Origin of the sequence: Streptomyces sp. NPDC059169, assembly GCF_042755225.1 — a bacterium.
Taxonomy (GTDB): domain Bacteria; phylum Actinomycetota; class Actinomycetes; order Streptomycetales; family Streptomycetaceae; genus Streptomyces.
Genome location: NZ_JBHZCF010000001.1, coordinates 658,859 through 676,136 on the forward strand (window position 1 = coordinate 658,859; position 17,278 = coordinate 676,136).

At 70.3% G+C, this 17,278-nt stretch carries 12 protein-coding genes and 1 pseudogene; 4 read left to right on the plus strand and 9 right to left on the minus strand.

Annotation, left to right across the window (positions count from 1 at the left end; genetic code table 11):
* Positions 1–22: 22 nt before the first annotated feature.
* From rplW to ACFXOM_RS02990, 5 genes are all read right to left on the minus strand, one after another.
* Positions 23–346: a 50S ribosomal protein L23 gene (rplW, locus tag ACFXOM_RS02970; protein ID WP_384935302.1), complete on the minus strand. Its 324-nt coding sequence runs from the start codon at positions 344–346 to the stop codon at positions 23–25.
* A complete protein-coding gene (gene rplD / locus ACFXOM_RS02975; protein WP_384935300.1) occupies positions 346–993 on the minus strand; it encodes a 50S ribosomal protein L4 in 648 nt (215 codons plus the stop codon). Before rplD ends, rplW begins: the two co-directional genes overlap by 1 nt.
* 8 nt (positions 994–1,001) lie before the next feature.
* Positions 1,002–1,646: a 50S ribosomal protein L3 gene (gene rplC, locus ACFXOM_RS02980; RefSeq protein ID WP_384935297.1), complete on the minus strand. Its 645-nt coding sequence runs from the start codon at positions 1,644–1,646 to the stop codon at positions 1,002–1,004.
* A 13-nt stretch (positions 1,647–1,659) separates the two neighbouring features.
* Positions 1,660–1,968 carry a 30S ribosomal protein S10 gene (gene rpsJ, locus ACFXOM_RS02985; RefSeq protein WP_003948644.1) on the minus strand — a complete coding sequence of 103 codons (309 nt, stop codon included), beginning with the start codon at positions 1,966–1,968 and terminating at the stop codon, positions 1,660–1,662.
* 764 nt (positions 1,969–2,732) lie between these two features.
* The gene (locus tag ACFXOM_RS02990; protein ID WP_385036794.1) at positions 2,733–3,920 is read right to left on the minus strand and encodes a hypothetical protein; all 1,188 of its coding nucleotides are present in this window, start codon (positions 3,918–3,920) and stop codon (positions 2,733–2,735) included.
* Positions 3,921–4,835: 915 nt separating this feature from the next.
* On the opposite strand from ACFXOM_RS02990, the gene ACFXOM_RS02995 reads away from it, so the two are divergent.
* The 4 genes and pseudogenes from ACFXOM_RS02995 to ACFXOM_RS03010 all read left to right on the plus strand — a co-directional run bounded on the left by ACFXOM_RS02995 (position 4,836) and on the right by ACFXOM_RS03010 (position 12,399).
* A complete protein-coding gene (locus ACFXOM_RS02995) occupies positions 4,836–5,732 on the plus strand; it encodes a hypothetical protein (protein WP_384935291.1) in 897 nt (298 codons plus the stop codon).
* Positions 5,733–5,882: 150 nt separating this feature from the next.
* Positions 5,883–6,860 (plus strand): annotated as a pseudogene (locus tag ACFXOM_RS03000) (AAA family ATPase); the annotation flags it as partial.
* Positions 6,861–6,863: 3 nt separating this feature from the next.
* Positions 6,864–9,821 (plus strand): poly(A) polymerase, encoded by a 2,958-nt coding sequence (locus ACFXOM_RS03005; protein ID WP_385036797.1) that lies wholly within the window; start codon positions 6,864–6,866, stop codon positions 9,819–9,821.
* A gap of 463 nt (positions 9,822–10,284) precedes the next feature.
* Positions 10,285–12,399: a PIG-L family deacetylase gene (locus ACFXOM_RS03010; protein WP_384935415.1), complete on the plus strand. Its 2,115-nt coding sequence runs from the start codon at positions 10,285–10,287 to the stop codon at positions 12,397–12,399.
* Positions 12,400–12,572: 173 nt separating this feature from the next.
* Here ACFXOM_RS03010 and tuf read toward each other — a convergent pair whose 3' ends face one another.
* The 4 genes from tuf to rpsL all read right to left on the minus strand — a co-directional run bounded on the left by tuf (position 12,573) and on the right by rpsL (position 16,932).
* Complete coding sequence (gene tuf, locus ACFXOM_RS03015; protein WP_384935288.1) at positions 12,573–13,766, minus strand: elongation factor Tu; 1,194 nt, start codon at positions 13,764–13,766, stop codon at positions 12,573–12,575.
* Between the two features lie 153 nt (positions 13,767–13,919).
* On the minus strand, positions 13,920–16,046 hold the full coding sequence (fusA, locus tag ACFXOM_RS03020; protein WP_384935285.1) for an elongation factor G: 2,127 nt from the start codon (positions 16,044–16,046) through the stop codon (positions 13,920–13,922).
* A gap of 41 nt (positions 16,047–16,087) precedes the next feature.
* Positions 16,088–16,558: a 30S ribosomal protein S7 gene (gene rpsG, locus ACFXOM_RS03025; protein WP_100108597.1), complete on the minus strand. Its 471-nt coding sequence runs from the start codon at positions 16,556–16,558 to the stop codon at positions 16,088–16,090.
* A gap of 2 nt (positions 16,559–16,560) precedes the next feature.
* Positions 16,561–16,932: a 30S ribosomal protein S12 gene (gene rpsL, locus ACFXOM_RS03030; RefSeq protein ID WP_003948652.1), complete on the minus strand. Its 372-nt coding sequence runs from the start codon at positions 16,930–16,932 to the stop codon at positions 16,561–16,563.
* Between the last annotated feature and the right edge of the window lie 346 nt (positions 16,933–17,278).

Sequence of the window (17,278 nt, forward strand, 5' to 3'; positions counted from 1 at the left end):
ATTCGGACGATCCGGACCTCCGTCAGGAGGTCGGACCGCCGAAGATGTCGATACGGTCGCCCTCGGCGAGGGTCACGATGGCGCGCTTGGTGTCCTTGCGCTTGCCGAAACCGGTGCGGGTGCGCTTGCGCTTGCCCTGGCGGTTGATCGTGTTGACCCCGGTGACCTTGACCGAGAAGACCGCCTCGACGGCCTGCTTGATCTGGGTCTTGTTCGCACGCGGGTCGACGATGAACGTGTACTTGTTCTCGTCCAGCAGCGCGTAGCTCTTCTCGGAAACGACCGGCTTGACGAGGACGTCACGCGGGTCCGAGAAGGTCTTGCTGGTGATCGTGGCCTCGGACATCAGGCCTCGCTCCCTTCATTGTTGGCCTTGGGGCCGGACACGAAGGACTCGAAGGCGGCCTGGGTGAAGACCACGTCGTCGGAGACGAGCACGTCGTACGTGTTCAGCTGGCCCGGCTCCAGGATGTGCACCTGGGGCAGGTTGCGGGCGGACAGCCACGCGGCCTCGTCGCTGCGGTCGACGACCAGGAGCAGGTTCCTGCGCTCCGAGATCTTGCCGAGCAGCGTCTTGGCGGCCTTGGTGGAAGCCGCACCCTCGACCACGCCGGAGACGACGTGGATGCGGGAGTGACGGGCCCGGTCGGTGAGGGCACCGCGCAGGGCGGCGGCCTTCATCTTCTTCGGGGTCCGCTGCGAGTAGTCACGCGGCACGGGGCCGTGGACGACGCCACCACCGGCGAACTGCGGCGCACGGGTCGAACCCTGACGGGCGCGGCCGGTGCCCTTCTGGCGGTACGGCTTCTTGCCACCACCACGGACTTCGCCGCGGGTCTTGGTCTTGTGCGTGCCCTGACGGGCAGCGGCCAGCTGCGCGACGACGACCTGGTGGATCAGCGGAACGCTGACCTTGGCGTCGAAGATCTCCGCGGGGAGCTCGACGGTCCCGGCCTTGTCGCCAGCCGGCGAAAGGATGTCAATGGTGCTCATCGGTTACCTCAGGCCCCCTTGGCCGCGGTACGGACCAGGACGAGGCCGCCGTTCGGACCAGGAACCGCGCCCTTGATGAGCAGCAGACCCTTCTCCGCGTCAACGGCGTGGACGGTCAGGTTCTGGGTGGTGACCCGCTCGTTGCCCATGCGGCCCGCCATGCGGAGGCCCTTGAACACACGGCCCGGGGTGGCGCAGCCACCGATGGAACCGGGCGAGCGGTGCTTGCGCTGGGTGCCGTGTCCGGCGCCCAGGCCACGGAAGTTGTGGCGCTTCATGACACCGGCGAAGCCCTTGCCCTTGCTCTTGCCGGTGACGTCGACCTTGACGCCCGCCTCGAAGACCTCAGCAGTGATCTCCTGGCCGAGCGTGTACTCGGCGGCGTCGGAGGTGCGGATCTCCACCAGGTGGCGGCGGGGGGTGACGTCGGCCTTGGCGAAGTGGCCCTTGAGGGGCTTGTTCACCTTGCGCGGGTCGATCTCGCCGAAGGCGATCTGGACCGACTCGTAGCCGTCGGTGTCGTTGGTGCGGACCTGGGTGACGACGTTGGGGCCGGCCTTGACGACGGTGACCGGGACGACACGGTTGTTCTCGTCCCAGACCTGAGTCATGCCGAGCTTCTCGCCCAGGATGCCCTTGATCTGCTTAGCCATCTCGCGCGTCACCTCAGAGCTTGATCTCGATGTCGACGCCCGCCGGCAGGTCGAGTCGCATGAGCGAGTCAACCGTCTTCGGCGTGGGGTCGAGGATGTCGATGAGGCGCTTGTGCGTGCGCATCTCGAAGTGCTCGCGCGAGTCCTTGTACTTGTGCGGCGACTTGATGACGCAGTACACGTTCTTCTCAGTGGGCAGCGGCACCGGGCCCGCGACCGACGCACCAGTGCGGGTCACCGTCTCGACGATCTTCTTCGCCGAGGAGTCGATGACCTCGTGGTCGTAGGCCTTGAGCCGGATGCGGATCTTCTGTCCCGCCATGGCTTCCTGTCTTCCTAGTCTCGTAACGCTCTGGAACCCGGTGCGTTCGCGTCCATCCTCCGACCCACGCGGTCGGGCGTGTCGCAGCCCCTCTACGAAGATCTCCCGGAGGATTTCCCAACCAAGGGGGTGCGGGCGCAAAGACCGCGAGCCGGGGGCGAACACCCACCGGGTGCCTGGCCGGCGCCCCGCTCACGCTTCCCGGAAGATTCCCGTACTTCCACCCCTGATCAGGGGTGACGAGTACTGTGGGACTCGCTTCCGGTCCTCCCGACGGGAGACGCGCAGCATCGACACTCAACCGAGCAACCCGGACAGTCTGCCACACGGCCCACCGGGGGCGCCAATCGAGCCGAAAAGACTACCCGGCGGGGGTTGCGTGTCAAACCGCGGCGCGCGGACACACGATCGAACCGGGGCGGCCACCACGCGACCATTGTCATGGGCCTGGCATAGGCGACCGAGGCACACCCGGGCACGACGCACGGTTCGGGCTCGCCCCCGGACGCCCGCGATGCCGGCGCAGTCCTGCCCTTCGGTCCGGTCCTGCCGGCCGGGGCCGGCATCCCCCTCGTGGTGTCGATGGACGGGCCGGTCCCCTTCGCCGGGGGCGGCCCCTCCCCGCCAGCGGGGCGGCGGCAGGCCCGTGCTCCGGGACCGCGCACCGATCCGGCACCGGGGAGCGCCTCCCGCGCCGCGGCGGGGACGCCCCGACGGCACCGTCGAGCCGTCGACCGGCTCCGGGCCCGCAGGGGGCCGCAGCCTCAGGTCCGGGTGACGGTACCGCACTCCTTCGGAAGGTCCTTGATGTCCTTGCTGCGGTCGTACGGGTCGAGGGTCGGGCCCGGCGCCCCGGAAGCCCCGCTCGCCAGGTCCTGCACGAACTGTGGCCTCAGGAACCCGTCGCCGTTCCTCGCACAGTCCGAGTTCCCGCTGTTCAGCCTCATCTCGAGGACGTGGAGCTTGCCGGACGTGGCCCGCGTCCTCGCCGGGTCGTACAGGGCGAACGTCATCTGGCGGCGGACGATGGTCCGTGCCACCTCGTCGGCACCGGACTCCGCCTTCACCAGCGGGTACACGAAGGTGTAGTCGACGTGGACCCGGACCTCGCCCGGACGGTCCCCCTCGCCGAAGGTCATCCGTCCACGGGCCTTGACCACGTCACCGACCAGACGCACCTCGGTGGGGTCGAACCGGCTGAACAGCCACAGCGGGTCCTGCTTCGGGCCGGGCTTGCGCAGGGCCTCGTCCACCATGCCGTGCACATCTGACTGGAGCGGGTCGAGCAGGGCCATCACGGCCCCGGGTCGTCCGCCCCGGAGCGTGGCCGCATCGAGGTTGGCGGCGACCAGCAGTGCCTTCGAACTGCGCAGCGCGTGTTCGACCTGGTCCTTGCTCATCCCGCCGACGGCCTTCGCCGGTGGCAACACGATCCCGTCCGCCCCGTCCGCCCATCGGGCGGCCGGCGAGCCGCGGAACGGTTCCTCCACCGTCGGGTGGTCCGGGAAGGAGTCCTCGGGCGGCGCGGCAGTCGGCCGAGTGGTTTCCGCGGCGAGGGGGGTGGTCTCACCGTCGCCCCAGGCGCCCGGCAGCCGCTCGGTGACCAGTTCCGGCCGCACGGCGACGACGGCCAGCGCGACACCGAGCAGCACGCCGAGGGCGGACACGAGCCGGCGGCGTCCCTTTCCTCCGCCGCGCATCTCCTGCCACGCGGGGCCGGTGCGCCAGCCCTCCGGCTCCTGCCGCTTCGGCTTCCTGCCCCACCGCCGCTGCTGGCGCGCGGACCGCTCGTCCTCCGCACGAAGCCGTGCGGTGACCATCCGCGCCCTGGCGGACGGCTCCTTGGGAGCGTCCGCCGCGCCGTGCTCGGCCTGGCGGGCGAATTCGGCCCACTCGGCGTCAGATATCGGCGACCGGTCGCCCGGACTCTCCTCCGGCGCGCTCGCGCTCACTACCCCACCCGTTCCCTTGGTCGTACGTCATGAACATTCCACCGGAAACAGGGCACGGGGGCCAGGGAGGCGGCCACAACGTGACCTTGACGTGACGGGGCCGCCCCCCGCGGCTCTGCTGGCGCGGGATCGCGTCACGCCGTCGGCCCACCGAACACGCCGGCCGCGCCCGTCGGCACGAGCGGGACCGCCCCCGCATCGACAGCAGCCACCTGCGGAGACCGCGGAGACCTGGCCGGACCCCGGCGTGGCCCGCGCCCCCTCCCCTGCCGTCCCCAAGCCCACCCCCGCAGTTGTGATCTGACGCATAGGCAGGGACCGGCCGCCGGTCCGAACGGGTCGTGATCATGGAGTACTGCCGGCCGCACACCGAGCCGGACGGGGAAGCGAGGACGTACGCCCATGCCCCGGGACGAGCGGGAACGACTGAAGTCCGAGGCCGCCCAACGGCAGGCGGCGCAGATGCAGATCGACCAGGTGCCCGCTGGGGCTGGGCGCCGCGCGCTGGGTGTCCATCACCCAGGCCTACCCGATGACGGCGGGCGGATGGTGGCGCAGCCGCCGGAACCCCGGCGACCCCTCGGGCAACAGGGCGGCGGGGCGGACGAGTGTCCGGAGGCTGCTCAAGCCCGCCACCACGGCAACGAGGCGCAGTGCTGCGGACGGCGTAGGTCTGGGCTCCTTCTCCCGTCCTGCGGATCCCGCTTTTGTCATCCAGGTAGTCGCCCGAGTCCGTCACCGCCCGCAGAAAGTCCCTCACACCTGCGGGTGAACATCGCCAATTGGCCACTGAACGGCTCGCGTTGGGCACCTAGTCTCACTGACGAGTAACGCCATGGGCATGTGCCACGGGCAGTTCCCGTGTCGCAGTTCGATGCCTCGACCCCATTCCTCACCGCGACCACAGGGACCCTCATGGTCAGCCCACCCCACGAAGCGATGCACCGCATCTTCCAGGACCACCCGGAACTCTTCTCCCGCGTCTCCGAAGTGCTGGGCCTCGCCTTCAACCCTCCCTTCTCGGTCACCGTGCTCCCCACGGACCTGACCGAGGCCCGCCCGCTCGAACGACGGGTCGACACGCTGCTGAAGCTCGACACGGAGGACGGCGAGTCCTTACTCCTCGCCGTCGAGGCCCAGGGAAGGAAGGATCCGGACAAGCCCGCCAGCTGGGCCTATTACCTCTCGTACTTGCACACGAAGTACCGGCTGCCGCCCGTGCTGCTGGTGGTCTGCCAGGACCGTGGCACTGCCGAATGGGCGGGGAGCCCCGTCCACATCGGACCGCCCCAGTGGGCCGCACTCACCCTGCGCCCCCTCGTCGCGGGACCGCACAACATGCCCGTGATCACCGATCCGGCCGAGGCGCGCAAGGATCTCGGGCTCGCCACGCTGGCCGCCATCACCCACGTCTCGGACCCGGACATCGGGGCCATACTGAAGTCGGTGTCGACCGTCCTACGGGACACCCCGCGCGACATCGCCGACCCCGTCATCGAACTCATCGCCCAAGGCATGGGCAAGCACCCAGCCGCTGAACTGTGGAGGAAACTGGTGGCCGTGGACCTCTCTTTCTACACGTCACCCCTCTCCCAGGAACTCCGGGAAGAGGGCCGCGAAGAAGGCCGCGAAGAAGGCCGCGTCGAAGGCATCGCCGAGAGCATCCTGATCCTCCTGACCCAGCAGGGCATCGACGTCCCGGACGAGACCCGCCAACGCATCACCAGCTGCCACGACCTCGATTCCCTGCACCGGTGGCTCCTGCGCGCACCGGCTGCCGAATCCGCAGAGGACGTCTTCCGCGAGGCGTAAGAACACGCAACAGACAGGACCTCCGGCCTTATTGGATGGATCCGCCCGTCAGCACGCTCCTACTGTTGCCGGGCACGAAACCGTCACCGGGGGCCCGCCACCATGCGCACGCACTATCCGCGCACGCCACACCTGCCGTGGTCACCGGGCCCGTCCGGTCCCGCGGCGGCGGCCGCCGGCGACGCGGCCGCCCGTCTCGACGTGCTGGGGTTGACGGGCGACACGCGGCTCGCCGGTGTGCTGGCCGCCCTGCTGCACGACAGCCACCGAGCGGCACTGGCCGGGAGACTGGCCGCGCCGCTCGGTCTCCCGCTCGCCCGGCGGGTCGCCGATCTCGTCGGGCTCCACGGCCGGCTCCACCTCCCGTACCCCGACGAGGAGCGGAGGGGCGGCCTCGTGCGGATGTCGTACGCCGTGCACCTCGGCGTGCTGCACGCCGTCGCCGGGGCCGTCGCCCCTGACGCCACGGCGAGGGAGCAGGTGGACTGGTCCGCTTTGCACGCCGAGGAAGCAGATCCCCTCCCCTCGTGGGACGGGGTGTTCCAGGACCTCGCGCCCGCCGCGGCCGCCCGCTGCCTGGGCGAGGCACGCGAGGCGTTCGTGCAGGGACGGATCCGGACCGCCGACGAAGCGGTCGCGGCGACCTGGAGGTGGCGGGCCGGCGACTACCCGCGGCTGGTCCACCTGGTGGGCCCGTCGGGCAGCGGGAAGAGTACCTTCGCCCGCGGTCTGGCCGGGGTCGACGCGTGTGTCTCCCTCGACCAGCCGCGCGAGGAGCGCGGGGCACGGGCCGACCAGCGCGCCAATGCCGACGTGCTCCGGACCGGACTCGACCGGCTGGACAACGCCCTGGCCGGTGGTGGCACGGTGGTGTGGGACGCCACGTCCCTGAACCCGCACCAGCGTTCCCTGGTGCACGCGATCGCGCACCGCCGCGACGCCCTGGTCACGCACGCGGCGGTGCTGGTCGACGGGGACGTCCTGGTGCGGCGCAACGCCGGCCGGGCCCACCCCGTGCCGCCGGAGGTGCTGGCCGCGCAGCTGCGCCGGTTCGTCCCCCCGTACCCGGGCCAGGCCCACCGCACCTGGTACGTCGGGGCGCGCGGGACCGTGGAGGAGGAGGCGTAAGCAGTGCGTACCAGCGAGGAGATCTACCACCGGGTCCGCTGGGACCCGCGCTTCGACCCCGCCCGCTTCGTGATGGGGATCCACCAGCGGGGTGCCGGGCCCAAGCGGATGCCGTTGGATGCCTTCGACCCGGGCGGCGAGATCCCGTGGCACCGGGTGCTGTTCTTCGAAGCGGACGGCGAGGTGGTCTGGGACCGCTCGGCAGGTGTGGACAGGATCGACGCGTCCCGCGCGGGGCGGGTGCGGGACCCGAGGCGGCTACGGGGGGCCTTCTTCTCGGCACGGACGCCGCACGTCTGGGACGCGGCGAGTGCCCGCTGGGCCCCGGCGGAGCAGCCGCGGGGTACGGCGGCTTCAGCCGGTCTGCGCGTACTGACCTGGAACACCCTCTGGGACCGCTACGACGGCGACCGCATCGACACCGCCAGGCGCCGTCCGCTGCTGCTGTCGGCGCTGCACGACGCCGACGCGGACGTCATCGCTCTGCAGGAGGTCGAGGCGGGTCTGCTCTCGTTGCTGCTGGAAGCACCGTGGGTGCGGGAGGAGTACACGCTCGGCACCGACCCGCGCGGCAAGGACGTCGACGACTGCGGGCTGCTGCTGCTCAGCAGGTTGCCGGTGCGCGAGGCGGGCCTCCACTCGCTGGGCCCGCACAAGGCCGTCGCGGCCGTCGCCGTGGAGACCGCCTCCGGACCGCTCGTCGTGGCCTCGACACATCTGACCAGCGACCACTCCGAGGACGGAGCGGAGCGGCGGGAGGCCGAACTGGTGCGGCTCGCCGAGGGTCTGGCGGGCGTGCAGGGCGCGCTCGTCCTGCTGGGCGACTTCAACGACGGCGGCGACCTGCCGCAGACGACGCTCGGCATGGTGGACGCCTGGATCGAGGTGCGCGGGCCCGACGACGCGGCACCGACCTTCGACCCGGGCGCAAATCCGCTGGCCGCCGTGTCCTCGCTGTCCGGCCGGGCGTCCCGGCTCGACCGGGTGCTCCTGCGCTCAGGGGGGCCGCTGCGGGCGGAAGGCGTGGCGCTGACCGGCGACACCCCGGTGGACGGGCTGTTCGTCTCCGACCACTACGGCGTAGAGGCGGACCTGAGCCTGGGCGGCGAAGGTCCGCCGGGGGTCCTCGACTCCCGGCCGACGGCCCGCACGGCACTGGCCTGGCTCCCGCCCGCCGAGCTGTGGCCGCCGCTGCAGGACGTCCGCCGCGACCACGACCCGCAGGTCCACCGCTGGCCACCGCACGTGAACGTGCTGTTCGGCTTCGTACCGGAGTCGGACTTCGAGGAGGCGGCCGTGCTGGTCGCCGCGGCGGTCGACGGGACCGCCCCCTTCACCGCGACGCTGGAGGGCGTCCACAGCTTCGGTCACCGGGACGACGCGACGGTGTGGCTCGATCCCGCCGCGGCGGGCGAGGCGCCGTGGGCCGGGCTGCGGCGGGCCCTGGAGCAGCGCTTCCCGCGCTGCCGCGGGCACCGCGGGGGTTTCACCCCGCACCTGAGCCTTGGGCGGACCCGGCACCCGCACGCCGTCGAGGCGGAGTGCGCGGCTCGGCTGGGCGGCCCGTTGGAGGCCGAGGTCGGTGAGCTCGCCCTGCTGTCGCGGCGGGGGGACGAGCCGATGCGGGTACGGGCCACGGTGGCGCTCGGGACGGGTGAGGTGCGCTGGGTGCCCGAGGCCGGAGACAGCTTGGGCGCGGAGGAGGGCCGGCACGCACCGGGGGCCCTGGGCGGCGGTCTCGGAGCCGCTTCGTCCCCGGGGAATGCCGGTGTACCGGCCGCCGGCACCGAGGACCGGGGCGAACTGAGGGGCCCCACGGGTGCCGGTGAGCCGACCGCGCACGAGGACGCCCACGCCCGGGACGTCGCCCGGCGGGTGTCCGGAGCGCTCACCGACGCGGCGGTGCACATGGTCGGCTCGCGACGCATGGGTTGTGCGCTGCCCGGCGCGGATCTGGACCTCGTGGTGGTGGTGCCCGGCCGCTCGGTCGACATGGCGAGGGTACGGACGCGGGTGACTGCTGCCCTGGACGGCGCCACGGCCGTCCGTGAAGTCGTCGGTGCCCGGGTACCGGGGCTCAGACTGCACGTCGGCGGCGTGGACGTGGACCTCGTCGCGGTCGCGAGCGGCGCCCTCGCCCCGGCCGAGGCCGTCGCCCGGCGCGGCGAGTTGGGCGAGTCGGCAGCGGTTGCCCTGAGCGCCGTCAGCGACGCCGATGCCGTGCTGGACCTGGCCGGCGCGCACCGGGAGGGGTTCGTGCGTCTGGCCCGGGAGGTCAAGGCGTGGGCCAAGTCCCGCGGTCTTGATGCGGCGCCGTTCGGCGGACTGCCGGGTCTGGCCTGGTCCCTGCTGGCGGCACGGACGGTCCGGGACGCCGGCGACGTACCGCCAGAGGAACTGCTCCGGCAGTTCTTCGCGACCTGGGCGGCATGGGACTGGCGCGTCCCGGTCGGTGGGGAAGCGCCGACGGGCCTGCCCGTCACGGTGATGACGCCGACCGCACCGGTGCGCCCGTGCAGTGACCAGGTCGGCGCGGACGGCCGTGAGCTGCTGACCCGGGAACTCCTCCGCGCCTGGGAGGTCCTCGACACGGCGGCGGGATCCGCGGCGCACCTCAGGAGCGAGTTGCTGGCACCGCCCCCGCTGCACCGCAGGCACGCGGCGTGGGCCGTGCTGACCGTGCGCTCCTCCCCCGGCGAGGAATTCGAGCTCGTCCTGGGCCGGGTACGGGGGCGGGTGCGCGCACTGCTGACGGCGCTGGAGGAGGCGGGGGTCACGGATGTGCAGGCGTGGCCGCGCCCCTTCGTGTCGGGGCCGGGCTCCGCCCGGTACGCGATCGGACTCGGTACCGCTCCCCCGGACGGCGCGGGTCTGGGGCGGATCGCCGAACGGTGGCTCAAGGGGCTGCCGGGCGTCACGCTCACCCGGGCAGAGTGCGGTGAGGTGCCCACCCTGAGCTGAGCCGCCTCCGCCGGGCACCGGGCGGGCTGCGAGCCGGCCGCCGCGCTCGGCCACGTGCGCGGGGCCCGTCACGCTGGGCCGCCGCACCGTCGTCGGACCGTCGTCGCATGGTCGTCGCACGGTCGTTCCCGTGCGAGCACGGGAGGCGTCGTCACGCCGTCGCCCGTCGCAGCGGGGGGCGGTGCTCGTCGAGCGTCGCCGCAGATCGCCCGGCGGGGCTCGCCGTTGCCGCTGGCCTCCGGATCGTGCGGAGCGGCACCGCCGACCGGCGAGGGCGGACGGTGGCGGAACAGGCAACCCCGCGTGGCGGAATTCCGTCTAGCCGGTCGCGGAAGGCGGCTGGGACCCGGTCGGGGTCCGCCACCTGGAGAGAAGGAAACGTACGCAGCCGTGGGTCGACGCCCGATCGCTGCGGGGGGAAGCGGACGGAGCACACCACGTGAACGACAGCGCTGCACACGGCATGCCCAGAACCGGACGGGAGGGGGCGCCCGACGGGGACGGCACCCTTCGGCACCGCCCGCGTCCCCGCCGCCGCAGCGTCGTCGCAGCGTTGACCGCCGTGGCGGGAGCCACCGCACTCGGCGCCTGCTCCGTGCCGTCCCGCCGTAGACCGACGGCCGGTGCCGACCCCGCCCCGGGCATGCCGATCGCCAGCACGCACCGCGCACAGCTGATGCAGATCCTGGCCCACCCCGACGACGACCTGTACTTCATGAACCCGGACACCCAGCGGATGCTGGACGCCGGGGTGCCCCTCGTCTGCGTGTACGTCACGGCTGGCGAGCACGACGGCAAGAACCACATACCCGGACGGCACGAGGTCCCCGCCGACAAGGAGGCGTACTCCTCCGCCCGGCACCAGGGGCTGCGGCAGGCCTACGCGACGCTCCTCGGGCTGGACAGGTTCACCGACTGGTCCAAGGGCGTGGTCACGCTGCGCCGCGACCACGAAGCCGAGATCAACACGCTCACCAACGGCAACCGCAGGGTCGAGCTGATCTTCCTCAACCTGGCGATGCACACCAGCCGCCGCTACATGGCCCTCCCCAGTCTCTGGCATGACCGGGAGCTGTCCCTCAGCACGGTCGTCGCCAAGGACTCCCCGCTGCGCAGGTCCAGTTCGTACGACTACGACGACCTCGTCGACGTGCTCGTCGGGCTGATGCAGCGGTACCGGCCGACCGTGGTGCAGACCCTCGACCCGGACCCGGACATCCAGCACAGCGACGAGGAGACCCGCAAGAGGGACAGCGAGCAGCGCGGCTACTCGGACCACGCCGACCACACCGCCGTCGCGTCGTTCAGCTGGGCCTCGATGGTGCGCTGGGTGGCGGAGACCACCAAGGACGGCGGGCGGGTGCCCGGGTTCGTCGCCACGGCCTTCCGCGGCTACTACAACCGTCACTGGCCGAAGAACCTCCCGGCGAAGGTCCTCCAGGAGAAGGCCGCCCACCTCGTGCCGTACGGTGCCGCCCCGGACTGGGAGTGCGGCAACCCGTCCGGCTGCGGCGACTACAACGTCGGCGGAACCCGACCGCTGACCAACAAGAAGGGCTGGGTGCGCGCCACGCACCACCGCTACCCGGGTGCCCGTCCGGTGGTCGCCACCGAGGCCGACGGCCGGCTCACGGCGTACGGGGTGCTGGGGCTGCGGGCCGTACGGTGGCAGGAGACGCAGCGGGGCAGCGGGCTGTGGGGCGACCCGGACGACCTGGGTGGCGGACCGCTGGCCCCCGCGCTGGGTGCGGCGACCCTCAAGGACGGCAGACAACTGGTCTTCGGGCTGCGCTTCGCGGACATCGGCGGTCACGGCGGGCGGAACCGCCGCGAGGTGGTCCTGCTCGAACAGCGCGCGCCGGGCGGGGACTTCCTCCCGTGGAGCGGGCTCGGCAACCCCGAGAGGGACGACGACCGGGGTCGGCGCATCGGCGTTCCGGTCGCGGTGACAGCCGCGGACGGAAGGGTCCATCTCTTCGTGCGCAACGCCGACAAGGGCATCAGCACCCGGGTGCGCGACACCGCCGGGCGCTGGGACCGCTGGCGGGGCCTCGGGGGCGAGGAGGTCCAGGACGGTTTGTCGGCGGTCGTCGACGGCACCGGAAGGGTGCACGTCTTCGCCGCGGGCCGGGACACGGTGCACCACTGGACCCAGGACATCCGCAGCGGAGAGGTCACCTTCCGACCGCACAGCGGCGAACTGCCGGTGCCGGGTGACGCGGTTGCGGCACTGCCGAGCGGCGACAGCGGCATCGAGTTGTACTACCGCAAGGCGACGGCCGTCCCCGTGATCGCCGCGCGGGTGGGCGGCGCGTCCTCCCGCCCGCGCAAGGAGAAGTTCGACGGCTACGGTCCGGTCAGTGCGGCCATGTCGCCCGGCGGCCCTGTCCTGCTCGGCAGGGACCTCCGGGGCCGTGTCCAACTCCGCATCGGCAAGCGCCTGGTGACGCTCGATCAGGGGACGGACGCACTGTACTTCCCGACGCTCACCATGGGGCGTTCCGGCGCCACGGCGGTCGGCATGGGTCCCGACGCCCAGCCGTGGATCTGGTACCCGGAGACGGGAACGGCGGGATAGGACGACGCAACGGGGAGGGCCGCATCGCTTGACGCGGCCCTCCCCGTCGCGCGTGGCCGCGCGGTCCGTGAAGCACGGGACGCTGCCCGGGACACGGCGAAGGGGCCCGCACGACTCGGTCGTGCGGGCCCCTCCTTGCAGCTCAGCGAGCTACCAGGTCAAACCACCGGAACTTACTTGGTGATCTTGGTGACCTGGCCGGCGCCGACGGTCCGGCCACCCTCACGGATGGCGAACTTCAGGCCCTCCTCCATGGCGACCGGCTGGATCAGCTGGACCGTCATGGTGGTGTTGTCGCCCGGCATGACCATCTCGGTGCCCTCGGGGAGGGTCACGACGCCGGTCACGTCCGTGGTACGGAAGTAGAACTGCGGGCGGTAGTTGTTGAAGAACGGCGTGTGGCGGCCACCCTCGTCCTTGGAGAGGATGTAGGCCTGCGCCTCGAACTCGGTGTGCGGGGTGACCGAGCCCGGCTTGATGATGACCTGGCCGCGCTCGACGTCCTCGCGCTTGATGCCACGGAGGAGCAGACCGACGTTCTCACCGGCCTGGCCCTCGTCGAGCAGCTTGCGGAACATCTCGATGCCGGTGACCGTGGTGGTGGTCTTCTCCTGCTTGATGCCGATGATGTCAACGGTCTCGTTGACCTTCAGGACACCACGCTCGATACGGCCGGTGACGACCGTACCGCGACCGGTGATGGTGAAGACGTCCTCGATCGGCATGAGGAACGGCTTGTCGACGTCGCGCTCCGGCTGCGGGATGGACTCGTCGACGGCGTTCATCAGGTTGAGGACGGACTCGCCCCACTCCTTGTCGCCCTCGAGCGCCTTGAGCGCCGAGACCTTGACGACCGGAACGTCGTCGCCCGGGAACTCGTACTCGGAGAGGAGCTCGCGCACCTCGAGCTCGACGAGCTCCAGGATCTCCTCGTCGTCCACCATGTCGGCCTTGTTCAGGGCGACGACGATGTACGGAACGCCGACCTGGCGGGCCAGGAGCACGTGCTCCTTGGTCTGCGGCATCGGGCCGTCGGTGGCGGCGACCACGAGGATGGCGCCGTCCATCTGGGCAGCACCGGTGATCATGTTCTTGATGTAGTCCGCGTGACCCGGGCAGTCGACGTGGGCGTAGTGACGGGACTCCGTCTGGTACTCGACGTGCGCGATGGAGATGGTGATACCGCGCTGGCGCTCCTCAGGAGCCTTGTCGATCTGATCGAAGGCCGAGGCCTCGTTCAGCTCCGGGTACTTGTCGTGCAGCACCTTGGTAATGGCGGCCGTAAGGGTCGTCTTACCGTGGTCGATGTGACCGATGGTGCCGATGTTGACGTGCGGCTTAGTCCGCTCGAACTTCGCCTTCGCCACTGGGGTCCTCCTGTGGAGTGGTTCTGTACGCCTTACTCATCGGCGCCAGGGTGATCTTTGCTGGTGGTGCCGGCCGCCGGGACGAGCCTCACGGGTTCGCGGGGCGCGCCCCGACGGCTACGGCGTCAAGCCTAAAGCGTGAACTCGGGTGAGTTACTCGCCCTTGGCCTTCGCGATGATCTCCTCGGCGACGTTCCGCGGAACCTCGGCGTAGGAGTCGAACTGCATCGAGTAGCTTGCGCGACCCGAGGTCTTGCTGCGGAGGTCGCCGACGTAGCCGAACATCTCCGACAGCGGCACCAGGCCCTTGACGACACGGGCGCCGGCACGCTCCTCCATGGCCTGGATCTGGCCACGGCGGGAGTTGATGTCACCGATGACATCGCCCATGTAGTCCTCGGGCGTGGTGACCTCAACGGCCATCATCGGCTCGAGGAGAACCGGGGACGCCTTGCGCGCGGCCTCCTTGAAGGCCTGCGAGCCGGCGATCTTGAAGGCGAGCTCGGAGGAGTCGACCTCGTGGTAGGCGCCGTCGAGGAGCGTGACGCGCACGCCGGTCATCTCGTAACCGGCGAGGATGCCGAAGGACATCGCCTCCTGGCAGCCGGCGTCCACCGAAGGAATGTATTCCTTCGGGATGCGGCCACCGGTGACCTTGTTCACGAACTCGTAAGCGGCGTCGCCACCCTCGATCGGCTCGACCGAGATCTGCACCTTGGCGAACTGACCGGTACCACCGGTCTGCTTCTTGTGCGTGTAGTCGATCTTCTCGACCGACTTGCGAATGGTCTCGCGGTACGCGACCTGCGGCTTGCCGACGTTGGCCTCGACCCTGAACTCACGCTTCATGCGGTCGACGAGCACCTCGAGGTGAAGCTCGCCCATGCCGCCGATGACGGTCTGGCCGGTCTCCTCGTTGGTGTGCACCTGGAAGGAGGGGTCCTCCTCCGCGAGACGCTGGATGGCGACACCCAGCTTCTCCTGGTCACCCTTGGACTTGGGCTCGATCGCGACCTCGATGACCGGCGCCGGGAAGTCCATGGACTCCAGGATCACCGGGCTCTTGTCGTCGCACAGCGTCTCACCGGTGGTGGTCTGCTTCAGACCCATGACGGCGACGATGTCGCCGGCGCCCACCGAGTCGATCTCCTCACGCTTGTTGGCGTGCATGCGGTAGATCTTGCCGATGCGCTCCTTCTTGCCCTTGACGGAGTTCAGCACGGCGGTGCCGGACTCCAGGCGGCCCGAGTAGACCCGGACGAAGGTGAGCTTGCCCAGGTGCGGGTCGCTCATGATCTTGAAGGCGAGGGCGGCCAGCGGCTCGTCGTCGGCCGGCTTGCGCGTGACGACCTCCTCCGCGTTCTTGACGTCGTGGCCCTCGATGGCCTCGACGTCGAGCGGGGAGGGCAGGTAGCGCACGACCGCGTCGAGCAGGGGCTGAACGCCCTTGTTCTTGAACGCGGTACCACAGAACACCGGGGTGACCGTGGTGCCCTTGCCCTTGCCGGAGGCGATGGTGATGCGACGGATCGCGGCGTACAGCTGCTCCTCGGAAGGCTCCTGGCCCTCGAGGTACAGCTCCATGATCTCTTCGTCGTTCTCGGCCACGGCCTCGAGCAGCTTGCCGCGGTACTCCTCGGCAGCCTCGGTGTGGGTGTCCGGGATGTCGACGACGTCGTACATCTCGCCCTTGGCCGCCTCGGCGGACCAGACCAGGGCCTTCATGCGGACCAGGTCGATGACGCCCTTGAAGTCGGCCTCGGCACCGATCGGGAGCTGCATGACGATCGGCTGCGCACCCAGGCGGTCGCTGATCATGTCCACGCAGCGGTGGAACTCGGCACCGGTACGGTCGAGCTTGTTGACGAAGCAGATACGCGGAACGCCGTAGCGGTCCGCCTGACGCCAGACGGTCTCGGACTGCGGCTCGACACCAGCAACGCCGTCGAACACCGTCACGGCACCGTCGAGCACGCGCAGGGAGCGCTCCACCTCGACGGTGAAGTCGACGTGACCCGGGGTGTCGATGATGTTGATGGTGTGGTCGACGTCCTCGAGCGGCCAGTGGCAGGTCGTCGCGGCGGACGTGATCGTGATGCCGCGCTCCTGCTCCTGCTCCATCCAGTCCATCGTGGCAGCGCCGTCGTGGACTTCACCGATCTTGTACGAAACACCGGTGTAGAAAAGGATGCGCTCGGTGGTGGTCGTCTTGCCCGCGTCGATGTGGGCCATGATCCCGATGTTGCGGACCTTGCCCAGGTCAAGCGAAGTGGTAGCCATAAGGCTTCAGTCTTCTCTCGGTCTCTCGATGTGGGGTGCGACTACCAGCGGTAGTGCGCGAAGGCCTTGTTGGACTCGGCCATCTTGTGCGTGTCCTCGCGCTTCTTGACCGAAGCGCCGAGGCCGTTCGAGGCGTCCAGCAGCTCGTTCATGAGGCGCTCGGTCATGGTCTTCTCGCGGCGGGCGCGCGAGTAGCCCACGAGCCAGCGCAGGGCCAGCGTGGACGCGCGGCCGGGCTTGACCTCGACCGGGACCTGGTAGGTTGCGCCACCGACACGGCGGGACTTGACCTCGAGCGCCGGCTTGACGTTCTCGAGGGCGCGCTTCAGCGTGATGACCGGGTCGTTGCCGGTCTTCTCGCGGAGGCCTTCCATGGCGCCGTAGACGATGCGCTCGGCGGTGGAACGCTTGCCGTTCAGCAGGATCTTGTTGATCAGCGAGGTCACCAGAGGAGAACCGTAAACCGGGTCGATGATGACCGGGCGCTTCGGGGCGGGGCCCTTACGAGGCATTCTTACTTCTCCTTCTTGGCGCCGTAGCGGCTGCGGGCCTGCTTGCGGTTCTTGACACCCTGGGTGTCGAGGGAACCACGGATGATCTTGTAGCGAACACCCGGCAGGTCCTTCACACGGCCACCACGCACGAGCACGATGGAGTGCTCCTGCAGGTTGTGTCCCTCACCCGGGATGTAGGCCGTGACCTCGATGCCCGAGGTCAGACGCACACGCGCGACCTTACGGAGGGCCGAGTTCGGCTTCTTCGGGGTGGTCGTGAACACACGCGTGCAGACGCCTCGGCGCTGAGGGGAACCCTCGAGTGCGGGCGTCTTGTTCTTCTCGACCTTGTCCTGCCGGCCCTTGCGGACCAGCTGCTGGATCGTAGGCACTACTTCTCCGGTTTCTGTGTGCCGTGTAGTAAAGCTAACCTGGAACGTCGCCGACCCACGCGGTCGGGTGTGTCGAAGCTGCGGGCCCTCGCACACGAGGCGGAAAGGCGCAGATTGCGGTGGCCGATTCGAGCTCGCCGTGCGGTTGAAGGCACGCACGGGAACCCAGGCACACCCCAGGCACAAGGTCTGAGCGTACCTAGCGCATGCTCTCCGGTCAAAACAAATGCCTGCGTGCGGGAACGCCCTCGATGTGCCCCGTCGAGCGGTTCTCGGCGTGTCGTTCCGCGCGAGCCCCGGCCCGCGTCAGGCCGCACGCGACCGTGACGCGGAGCCCGCGGCCGTC